The organism is Serratia sp. CY47280 (assembly GCF_052168655.1).
GTDB lineage: Bacteria > Pseudomonadota > Gammaproteobacteria > Enterobacterales > Enterobacteriaceae > Serratia > Serratia bockelmannii.
In genome coordinates this window covers 76,387-86,864 of sequence record NZ_JBJNMG010000007.1, presented here as the reverse complement: position 1 = coordinate 86,864, position 10,478 = coordinate 76,387, and the positions used below count along the sequence as shown (strand labels likewise).

12 protein-coding genes are annotated in these 10,478 nt (G+C 59.7%); 5 read left to right on the top strand and 7 right to left on the bottom strand.

Going from position 1 to position 10,478, the window contains the following annotated elements:
• Window positions 1-157 precede the first annotated feature (157 nt).
• Window positions 158-847, bottom strand: coding sequence for an LrgB family protein (locus ACJ8J4_RS21230; RefSeq protein ID WP_004936833.1), 690 nt, complete (start codon window positions 845-847; stop codon window positions 158-160).
• Window positions 840-1,262, bottom strand: coding sequence for a CidA/LrgA family protein (locus ACJ8J4_RS21225; protein WP_004936830.1), 423 nt, complete (start codon window positions 1,260-1,262; stop codon window positions 840-842). Before ACJ8J4_RS21225 ends, ACJ8J4_RS21230 begins: the two co-directional genes overlap by 8 nt.
• Window positions 1,263-1,402: 140 nt before the next feature.
• Here ACJ8J4_RS21225 and ACJ8J4_RS21220 point away from each other — a divergent pair, with 140 nt between their 5' ends.
• Window positions 1,403-2,290, top strand: coding sequence for a LysR family transcriptional regulator (locus tag ACJ8J4_RS21220; protein ID WP_197836083.1), 888 nt, complete (start codon window positions 1,403-1,405; stop codon window positions 2,288-2,290).
• A 76-nt stretch (window positions 2,291-2,366) separates the two neighbouring features.
• Here ACJ8J4_RS21220 and ACJ8J4_RS21215 read toward each other — a convergent pair whose 3' ends face one another.
• The 5 genes from ACJ8J4_RS21215 to ACJ8J4_RS21195 form a co-directional block, all read right to left on the bottom strand.
• A complete protein-coding gene (locus ACJ8J4_RS21215; protein WP_025304430.1) occupies window positions 2,367-4,016 on the bottom strand; it encodes a Na+/H+ antiporter in 1,650 nt (549 codons plus the stop codon).
• 197 nt (window positions 4,017-4,213) lie between these two features.
• On the bottom strand, window positions 4,214-5,575 hold the full coding sequence (locus tag ACJ8J4_RS21210; protein WP_025304431.1) for an NCS2 family permease: 1,362 nt from the start codon (window positions 5,573-5,575) through the stop codon (window positions 4,214-4,216).
• Between the two features lie 317 nt (window positions 5,576-5,892).
• Window positions 5,893-6,300, bottom strand: coding sequence for a VOC family protein (locus tag ACJ8J4_RS21205; protein WP_025304432.1), 408 nt, complete (start codon window positions 6,298-6,300; stop codon window positions 5,893-5,895).
• 47 nt (window positions 6,301-6,347) lie between these two features.
• Window positions 6,348-7,016, bottom strand: coding sequence for a glutathione S-transferase family protein (locus ACJ8J4_RS21200; RefSeq protein ID WP_025304433.1), 669 nt, complete (start codon window positions 7,014-7,016; stop codon window positions 6,348-6,350).
• Entirely contained in the window at window positions 7,013-7,456 is a 444-nt protein-coding gene (locus tag ACJ8J4_RS21195) for a lipocalin-like domain-containing protein (protein ID WP_025304434.1), read from the bottom strand. The genes ACJ8J4_RS21200 and ACJ8J4_RS21195 overlap by 4 nt, the downstream gene beginning before the upstream one ends.
• 195 nt (window positions 7,457-7,651) lie before the next feature.
• Between ACJ8J4_RS21195 and bhsA the strand changes: the two genes are divergently transcribed.
• The 4 genes from bhsA (at window position 7,652) to ACJ8J4_RS21175 (ending at window position 10,465) form a co-directional block, all read left to right on the top strand.
• A complete protein-coding gene (gene bhsA / locus ACJ8J4_RS21190) occupies window positions 7,652-7,912 on the top strand; it encodes a multiple stress resistance protein BhsA (RefSeq protein ID WP_025304435.1) in 261 nt (86 codons plus the stop codon).
• 149 nt (window positions 7,913-8,061) lie between these two features.
• Window positions 8,062-8,811 carry a 3-oxoacyl-ACP reductase family protein gene (locus ACJ8J4_RS21185; RefSeq protein WP_025304436.1) on the top strand — a complete coding sequence of 250 codons (750 nt, stop codon included), beginning with the start codon at window positions 8,062-8,064 and terminating at the stop codon, window positions 8,809-8,811.
• 263 nt (window positions 8,812-9,074) lie between these two features.
• Window positions 9,075-9,287 (top strand): DUF1471 domain-containing protein, encoded by a 213-nt coding sequence (locus tag ACJ8J4_RS21180; protein WP_004936800.1) that lies wholly within the window; start codon window positions 9,075-9,077, stop codon window positions 9,285-9,287.
• A 221-nt stretch (window positions 9,288-9,508) separates the two neighbouring features.
• Complete coding sequence (locus ACJ8J4_RS21175) at window positions 9,509-10,465, top strand: cyclase family protein (RefSeq protein ID WP_025304437.1); 957 nt, start codon at window positions 9,509-9,511, stop codon at window positions 10,463-10,465.
• Window positions 10,466-10,478 lie beyond the last annotated feature (13 nt).

Genomic DNA, 10,478 nt, shown 5'->3' with positions numbered 1-10,478 from the left:
GACGGCGATTTTGCCTGCGGCGCATCTATCGTTTTTTGTTATAACGATGAGAAAAATTATGCTGAAAAATTTCTTCGTTTTTTCTGGCGTCCACCAACGGCACCGTTCCCAACGACAGATAACGTAAAAGGGGCGGCAGAGCCCGCCCCGAGAGGTCTTACCACATCAGCCGGCCGATCAATGGCGCGGCCACGACCGTAATGATGCCGGCCAGCATCATCACCAAACTCGACACTACGCCCTCCTGCGGCCCCAGCTCATAAGCGCGAGCGGTGCCGGCACCGTGCGACGAGGCGCCAAATCCGGCGCCCTTCGCCAGACGGCTGCGCACCGCCAGCCGCAAAAACAAAATATCCCCCACCGCCATGCCGAACACCCCGGTGATCACCACGAACAGCGCCACCAGATCCGGCTGCCCGCCCATCTGTTTGGCGGCCTCCAGCGCGAACGGCGTGGTGATCGACCGCACCGCCAGGCTGCGCTGCACCTCTTCCGGCAACGTCAGCAGGCGCGCCAGCCACACCGAACTGTACACCGCCACCAGCACCGCGGTCGTTACGCCGGCGGTCAGCGACAGCCAGTGGCGGCGGATGATATGCAGGTTCTCATACACCGGCACCGCGAAAGCGATGGTTGCCGGCCCCAGTAGCCACAGCAGCCAGTGAGTTTCACCAATATAGTCCTGATAGGAGATGTGGGTGACCACCAGCAGCAGCACCAGGATCATTGGCGTCAGCACCAGCGGCATCAGCAACAGCGTGCGCCGGCGGCGATACAGCTTCTTATTGGCGAAGTACAGCGCCAGCGTCGCCAGAAAACAGGCCAGGCTAAGGATAAAATCATTCATGACGCTGCTTCCGGCGCTGCAGCCAAATCTCCAGCCGATACACCCTGTCCACCACCAGCCCGGTGGCGCCCAACGTCAGCATGGTGCTGACCGCGATCACCAAAAAGATCTTCCAGCCCTCGACCATCAACAGCTGGGCATAGTTGACCACCGCCACCACCGCCGGCACGAAAAACAGCAGCATTTCCGCCAGCAGCCAGCGGGAGCCGGCCTTAACCCAGCTCAGCGGCAGAATGCGCAGCAGGATTAGCGCCAGCAGCATCAACATGCCGACGATATTGGCGGGGAGCGGCAGGTGGAATTGTTGCACCAGACGATCGGCGATCAGGAACAGCGCCGCATACAACGCCACCTGAATCGGCACCTGCAAGCGGGTCAGCAGGGAGGGGGCAACGCGGCGTAACGCCAGAGACATGAAAGATGACCTCAAACAATAAATTAACGGCCTACAGTATACGCAGCCGGGAAACCACGCCTGAAATGAATTAAAATTATCGACATCATGCCGTCCGGGAATAGTTTCCCGCCGGTAGCGTCCCCAAGGAGAACCCTAACGTGGATGTCCGCACCCTGCGCTACTTCGTTGAAGTGGTGCGCCAGCAAAGCTTCACCCGCGCCGCGGAAAAACTGTTCGTCACCCAGCCCACCATCAGCAAGATGCTGCGGCATCTGGAGGAGGAGCTGGAGTGCACGCTGCTGATCCGCGAAGGCCGCAAGCTGCGCCTGACCGACAGCGGCCAGGCGGTGTATCAGCGCGGCCTGACGATCCTCGACGAATTCCGGCAACTGGAGGCGGAGCTGGAAGACATCAGCTCGGTGAAAAAGGGCGTGCTGCGGCTGGGCATTCCGCCAATGGTGGGCAGGCAGATCGCCGATCTGATCCGCCGCTTTCGCCAAACCTACCCCGGTATCGAATTGAAGATTTCCGAGCTGGGCGGGCTGTCGGTCGAACAGGCGGTGATGTCCGGCGAACTGGATCTGGCGATGACGGTGTTACCCTTCGATTCGGAACAGCCGCTGACCTTTCTGCCGCTGCTGGGCCATCCGATGTGCGTAGTGGCGCCGCGCACGCCGCAGTGGCTCAACCGCACCCGCATCAATATCGCCGAATTGGCCGACAGCCCGATCCTGATTTATAACGAAGACTTTGCGCTTTACAAGATGCTGATGAAGGCGTTTCGCCAGGCCGGTTTTGAACCGCAAATCGCGGTGCGCAGCGGCCAATGGGACTTCCTCGCCTCGATGGTGCAGGCCGGCGTGGGCATCGCCATGCTGCCGGAGCCGGTTTGCCGCTGGCTGGACAAGGAAAACCTGGTCTGGCTGCCGCTGGAGCCGCTCATGGAGTGGAAAATCGGCCTGATCTGGCGTCAGGGCAGCTACCTGTCGCACAGCGCGCAGGCCTGGATCGCCTGCTGCCGCGACTATTGGCCGCCGCTCAAGTAGCCAAAAAACAAGGGCCGCACAGGCGGCCCTTCAGGACAGAAATAAAGAGGAAAAACGTTTATTCCTCTTCTGGGGTTTACCCTTCGCGTTCGATCAACAGCGCTTCGAGCAGGTCGAGATCGTGCAGCAGTTTTTGCAGCGTCTCGTTGCTGATTTTCTGCGTGGCGCGCAGGTGGTACAGCTCGCCGCGCTCGGCGCGCAGCGCCGTCAGGCGGAAACGCCGCTCGAGGTTTTCCATCGCCAGCGCATTCTCGATATCGTCTTTCGACGCGATGCGCCGCCGCAGCATGCCCGTTACCCGCGAGCTGACCTCTTTCAACACCTGCGGATCGAGGTTCTCTTCGGTATCGGCAACCAGGCGCTCTTCCATTTTATTCACGCTCTCGATCGCCACCTCGGCCGCCATGGCGATCGCCATGCGCTCTTCGTGCTTGCTGGCGCTCTTGTCGGCCACCTGCACGCCGCGCAGCAGCAGCGGCAACGCCAGCACGCCGACAATCAGCGACAGCAGGATCACCCCGGCGGCGATAAACACCAGCTGATAGCGCGCCGGGAAGGCGGTGCCGTCACTCAGCAACAGCGGTATCGACAGCACGCCGGCCAGGGTAATCGCCCCGCGCACCCCGGCGAACGACGCCACCCACAGCTCACGCGTGCTGTAATCGCCGAACTGCAGCGGACGCTTTTTCATAAAGCGGTTACTGGCCTTCTTCATCACCCACAGCCAGGTGAAACGCAGCACCAGCAGTGCGGCGTAGATGGTAGCCACGTCGGCGAACAGATACCAGGTCTGGATGGTCGGATCCAGCTCCGCCTGCAGGATGGAGGTTTCAAGAATGCCCGGCAGCTGCAGGCCCAGCATGATGAACACCATGCCGTTGAACACGAACTCCAGCATCGCCCATACGCTGTTGGCGCGCAGACGCATCGCCAGCGGCGCGTTGCGGATCACGCCGGATTGGCTGATGGTCATCCCCGCCGCCACCGCCGCCAGGATGCCGGAGACGCCGATGTGTTCGGCAATCAGGTAAGAAGCGAACGGCAGCAGCAGCAGGAACACGATCTGGGTCGCCGGATCGTCGCCGCTCCAGCGGCTCATCACCCGCAGCGATTTACTGTAGGTCCAGGTGACCGCCACGCCGGCCAACAGGCCGCCGATCGCCACTTTGAGGAATTCAAGGGTCGCGCCGCCCACGGTGAACACCATGGTGCCCATCGCCACCGCGATGGCGAACTTGAGCGATACCAGGCCGGACGCGTCGTTCATCAGCGCCTCGCCCTCGAGCACGCCCATGATCGGCTTGGGAATCCGCCCTTTGCCGACGATGCCGGACAGCGCCACGGCATCGGTCGGCGACAGCACCGCCGCCAGCGCGAAGGCCGCCACCAGCGGAATGCCCGGCACCATGGCGTAGATCAGATAACCGACGCCGACCACGGTGATCAGCACCAGCACCAGCGCCAGGCCGAGAATTTCACGCCCGTGATGCAGGAACTCGCGCGTCGGCGTTTTCCAGCCGTCGGCGAACAGCAGCGGCGGGATGAACAGCACCAGGAACAGTTCGGGATCAAAGTCGACGTGCAGCCCGAAATGCGGCCAGGCCAACAGGGCCCCGATGGCGATTTGCATCAGCGGCAGCGGCACCTGGAACGGCAACATGCGCGTCACCACCCCGGACAGGGAGACCACCAGGATCAAAATGAGGATTGTAAAAAAGATTTCCATGCTTTCCTTAGACTCTACGATTCAGACGACATCGGCTCAGGGCCTGCGTTGGTCCCGATAGTAGATCACTTTTTTTACAGCCGTTAAAGCTTGTTGTGCCTTTCAAAACGCGGTGCAGAGCAGAAGAAGACTTATCTTAAGAAGGGAATTGCCGTCACAGGCTCCCCCGCCCGGCGGGCGAGGGAAACCCAAGGGGCTTAAATCGCCCAGCCCCCGGCGTAGAACGCCACCAGCGCCACGGCGATCAGCACGGTGCCGATGTTCAACTTGCGCCATTCGCCGGAGAAGATGCGGCCGATGACCAGCGAGCTGAAGCCCAGCATGATGCCGGTCACGATGTTGCAGGTCAGCACGATGAACACCGCGCACAGCAGGCCGGCCATCGCGTCAACGAAGTCGTTGAAGTCCAGCTTGGTGACGTTGCTCAGCATCAGCAGGCCGACGTACATCAGCGCCGGCGCGGTGGCGTAGACCGGCACCAGATAGGCCAGCGGCGACAGGAACAGGATCAGCAGGAACAGGATGCCGACCACGGTGGCGGTCAGGCCGGTTTTGCCGCCCGCGGCGGTGCCGGCAGCGGACTCGATGTAGACCGCGGCGGGCGCGGCGCCCACCAGGCCGGAGAAGATGCTGCTCAGGGAATCCGAGGTCAGCGCCTTGCCGCCGTTGATGATCTGCCCGTCTTTATCCAGCAGGTTGGCCTGCCCGGCCACCGCGCGGATGGTGCCGGTGGCGTCGAACACCGCAGTCATCACCAGCGCCAGCACGCTCGGCAACACCACCGGCTGCAACGCGCCCATGATATCCAGGCTGAAGATCAACGATTTGCCGTCAGCGTCCGCCAGGCTCGGCATGGCGAACAGCCCCTGGTATTTCACCGCCGGGTCAACGATCAGGCCGATGATGGAAATGGCGATGATCACCAGCAGAATGCCGCCGGGCACGCGCAGTTTCTCCAGGCCGAAGATCACCGCCAGGCCGACCAGCGTCATCACCACCGGAAAAGAGGTGAAGGCGCCGAGCGCCACCGGCAGGCCATCCAGCGGGTTTTTCACCACCAGGCCAACGCCGTTGGCGGCGATCAGCAGCAGGAACAGACCGATGCCGATGCCAGTGCCGTGCGCCACGCCCATCGGCAGATTACGCAGGATCCAGGCGCGGATGCCGGTGACCGAGATGACGGTAAACAGCACGCCCATCACGAACACCGCGCCCAGCGCCACCGGAATGCTGATGTGCTGACCCAGCACCAGGCTGAAGGCGGTGAAAGCGGTCAATGAGATCGCACAGCCGATGGCCATCGGCAGGTTAGCCCACAGCCCCATCAGCAGCGAGCCCAGCCCGGCCACCAGGCAGGTAGAGACAAACACCGCCGCCGGCGGGAAGCCCGCTTTGCCCAGCATGCTCGGCACCACGATCACCGAGTACACCATCGCCAGGAAGGTGGTCAGCCCCGCCACCACTTCCTGTCGCACGCTGCTGCCGCGCGCGGAAATTTTAAAATAGCCATCAAGCCCGCCGGTTGGTTTTGCGGCGTGGTTCGCTTGAGAGTTCGACATAGGTTACTTCCCCTGTGTTTCATTAATCGGCCCGTCACAGCAGGCCTGTCATCTCGCCCGCGCCCGATCGCCACGTAATCGTTTACGTCACGTTCCGCTTCCTTGCCCTTCCGTCGCATCGCCAACGGCAATGCGCACCAAGGCAAACGTTTAACTCGCAGCGCGCGGTACGGGTAATTTATGGTGGTTTATTCAAGGCAAACGATTATCCTGCCTTCCATGGCGTCTAATCAACTAAAGATCGCGGCAATTTATGCAGAAAGTGGCGGGAATGGCGTCTGCACGATAAAACCGGGGCGACGGACGCCCCGGCGAGATTATTGCGCCTGTACCGCAGCGGGATCCATATACATCAATTCCCAGATATGGCCGTCCAGGTCCTGAAAGCCATGGCCATACATCATGCCGTAGTCGCGTGGCTGATGATAAGTGTTGCCGCCGCCGGCGATCGCCTTGCGCACCAGTTCGTCCACCGCCGCCCGGCTGGGTTGCGACAGGCACACCAGCACCTCGGTGGCCTGTTTGGCGTCGCCGATCGGGTTCGGGGTAAACATCCTGAATTTGTCATGGGTCAGCAGCATCACGTAAATCGTGTCGCTGACCACCATGCACGCGGCGGTATCGTCGGTAAATTGCGGGTTGAAAGCGAACCCCAGGTGGGTGAAAAACGCCATCGAGGCGGGCAGATCGCGTACGGGTAGGTTAACGAAGATTTGCGTAGCCATGGGCTACCTCCGATGAAGAATGACCCCATCGAGTATAGCCCATCCGCTTAACTCAGCAGGTCGTAAGGGCCGCCCTGCTCCAATGCCCGCTGGTAGGCGGGCCGGGCATGAATGCGCTGCAGGAAGCCGCGCAGTTTCGGGCAATTGTCCAACGCGCCGCGCGCCGCCATCGCCTCCAGCGGAAAGCTCATCTGAATATCCGCCGCGCTGAAATCGTTGCCGACAAACCAGCTGCCCTTGTTCAGGTGCTGTTCGAGGTATTCGCAGTGCGGCGCGATCTGTTTGTCGAGGTATTCGCGCTGCACGCCCTTGCCGATCGCGCCGGCCACCGGCCGCAGCAGCCAGGGGATCGGCGGCTGGCCAAGGCGGCTGAACACCAGCTTCATCACCAACAGCGGCATCAGCGATCCTTCGGCGTAGTGCAGCCAATAGCGATACTGCTGGCGCGCGTGGAAGTCGGTCGGCATGAACATGCCCTGCGCGTCATAGGCTTCCTGCAAGTATTCGATGATGGCACCGGATTCCGCCAGCGTCAGATCGCCGTCGACGATCACCGGCGATTTGCCCAGCGGATGGATCTTTTTCAGCGCCGCCGGCGCCAGCAGGGTCTGCGGATCGCGCTCGTAGCGTTGCACCTGATAGGGCACACCCAGCTCTTCCAAAAACCACAGAATGCGCTGCGATCGCGAGTGGTTGAGATGATGAACAATGATCATGACGAAGCCTCTGTCCGCTGCCACACCAGTTCGCCAACCTGCACGCCGTTGCCGAGCTGCAAGGGCACCGTGCGCAACGTCAGCCGATCGCCGCTGAAAGCGTAAAAACGCACCTGACGGCTGCCTACCCAATTGGGGAACGAACAGCCTTCGACCTGATGCACCACCCGCTGTTCGCTTTCCTCCACCTGATAGTGGCCGAAGTAGCAAATCATATTGATGAAGGCGGCGCGGATCTCCCGCTCAGACCCCTGCGCCAAATCGTCGGCGGCGAAACGCGGCCGCACGGCGCTATACAGCTGCGCCGCCATCGTGCCGTTGGCCTCATAGTGGATGCGCCCCAACACCTGCTCGCCCAGCGGGTAATTCAGCTCGCCGTTCTGGTTTTTGAACACCGACGACACCAGCGCCCAGCTGCCGATAAACGCGTTTACCGTCATTACGCTTCTCCGGTTAAAGATCCTCTGTAAAGGGTAGTGGCGATTTTTACCGCGCGCCAGCGGGTGAAAAACAATCAGTTTATTTGACAGAGATACTCAAAACTCTCCGATTTTTTATTCACACCCGGTGCACTATTATTTAACACATCGAGAGGCAACGGGCTCTCACCTAACAAATACTCTGAGGAACACATCATGAAAAACGTCAAAATTTTTGCTACCGCTGCGCTGCTGGCTACCGCTTCTTTCGCTACCTTCGCCGCTGACCTGCCTTCCAGCCAACCCGCTGCAGACGCCCAAAAAATCGGCGTAGTCTCCGTTAGCGGCGCCACCAACCTGAGCGCGCTGGAAAGCGAACTGGCCAGCAAAGCCGCCGCGTCGGGCGCCAGTTCCTACCGCATCGTCGCCGCCGGTGGCCAGAACAAACTGTACGGCACCGCAGAAATCTTCAACTGATCGTCGAACAGCCAACCGACGGAAGAAAGAAGCCCCGCAAGGGGCTTTTCTCGTTGTGGGCAGGCAAAGCTCTTTGTGAACAGTGGCCGCCGGACATTTCACCGATACTGGGAATAACGCCTTACCCTCACCCACTTTGGAGAAATAACATGACCACAGCACATCCTCTGCAAGGCAAAGTCGCATTCGTCCAGGGCGGCTCACGCGGCATCGGCGCCGCCATCGTGAAACGGTTGGCGAGTGAAGGGGCCGCGGTCACCTTTACCTACGCCGCCTCGGCCGATCGCGCCGAAGCGGTGGCAAGCGCCGTTACCGCCGCCGGCGGCAAAGCCCTCGCCATCAGGGCCGACAGCGCCGATGCGGCGGCGCTGCAGCAGGCGGTGCGTCAGGCCGTCAGCCACTTCGGCAACCTGGATATTTTGGTGAACAACGCCGGGGTGTTTACACTGGGCAGCACCGAAGCGCTGGCGCTGGACGATCTGGATCGCATGCTAGCGGTCAACGTGCGCAGCGTGTTCGTCGCCAGCCAGGAAGCGGCGCGCCACATGAATGACGGCGGGCGCATCATCCACATCGGCAGCACCAACGCCGAGCGCGTGCCGTTCGGCGGTGCGGCGGTGTATGCGATGAGCAAATCGGCACTGATCGGCCTGACCAAAGGCATGGCGCGCGATCTCGGCCCGCGCGGCATCACCGTCAATAACGTGCAGCCCGGCCCGGTAGACACCGAGATGAACCCGGACGCCGGCGAATTCGCCGATCAACTCAAGCAGCTGATGGCGATCGGCCGCTACGGCAAAGATGAAGAGATCGCCAGCTTCGTCGCCTACCTCGCCGGCCCGCAGGCGGGTTACATCACCGGCGCCAGCCTGAGCATCGACGGCGGTTTCTCGGCGTAACGTCCAAGCCCCGTAAGGGGCTTTTTATTTATTCGCCTGTCGCGGAGTGTAAGCCTAAAGGTCGATACATACCCGTTCGCCACCCCCGCTATACCCCACCAATACCGCTTGAAAGACAACAATCGAATCAGTTTATGCACAAAAACGGAATAGTTTATTGACGATTCTGTTATTTATTCACCTCACCGTCCCCTTTATCCTTCGCTCCATCGTGTCGTACCGGACACCCTTATTTTTCGAATTGTCGAACACAGGATAAAGATATGAAAACCATGACCACCGTTATTTCACTCGCTCTGTTTTCCATGTTGTCGTTTAACGCCGCAGCAGAAAGCGTTACCGCAACCGGTAGAACGCTGGACTCCACCGAAGCTCTCATCGCTAAAAAAGCGCAAGAGGCCGGTGCAAGCGGCTACAAAATCACCAGCGCCTACATGGGCAATTTCGTCACCATGAGTGCAGAGCTGAAAAAATAATATCAATGACGCCGCTCGCACGGCGTTATTTATTTCCGCATAAGGAAGTCATCGTCGGGTGGTTATTCGCCACGCTTTATAAAGCATTACGCTAAAGCACCCGCGTACTAAAAATGAGCCTCTTTCTCCACCGGTTATTATTCGGCGGCCTGACGTCGCCTATGTCCGGACGGTTCATTTTCATTCACCCTGCACTACGTCGTTATAAGGATGAGTCACTGATGAAATCATTGTATCGCCTCTCCCTCTTGCTGCCTTTGCTTGCCACAGTGCCTGCACAGGCCGCAGAGTCCGCCGCTCAGCCGTCAGACTGGTACCCTTCTGTTTACGGTGCAAAAGACGAAATCGGCGCCGCCAACCTGCTCACGCCGGAAGGGGTACTACAGTCCGTGCAACTGGTAAAACAGGGCAAGACATTGTCATTAGCGGTTCCCGTCGATAAAGATTTCCCGGCGTTCCGCCACCGTAGCTTCCGTTTATATAATATTCAGCCTGGTCAGCAGGACGGCAAAACGCTTGGCCCAAATAAATTCACCTTTAATGATGAATTGGTGAATGCCTGGACCGGCGTCGGCACCCAGTTGAACGGTATAGGCCATATCGGCATCGACAACGTTTATTATAACGGCAATAAGGCGGCGGACTTCGTCACCGTTGATGGCGTGAAAAAATTGGGCGTGGAAAAAGTGCCGCCCATGGTCACCCGCGGCGTAGTGCTCGATATGACGGCTTATTATCATAAAGACATCGTTCCGGGCGGCACCGAATTTTCCGTTGCGGATATTCAAGCGGTGCTTAAGAAGCAGGGCATTAGCTTAAGAAAAGGCGACGTTGTTTTATTTAATACCGGTTGGCTGGAGCTGATTGGTAAGGACAATAAAAAATTCCTGGAGGTCGAACCGGGTATCGGCATGGAAGCGGCGAAGTGGCTGGCTGACCAAGGCATCGTGGCCTTTGGCGGTGATACCTGGGCTTCCGAAGTGTACCCTAACCCGAAAAATGACGAAGAGTTCCCGGTCAACCAATACCTGCTGGCCAAGCGCGGCGTCTATAACCTGGAACTGATCGACAGCCGCCCACTGGTGCGCACGAAAACCTGGGAATTCCTGTTCGTGCTGGGGCAACCGCTGTATGTCGGTTCAACGCAGGTCAACATCAACCCGGTAGCAATTTACTGATTGGCGACACCGC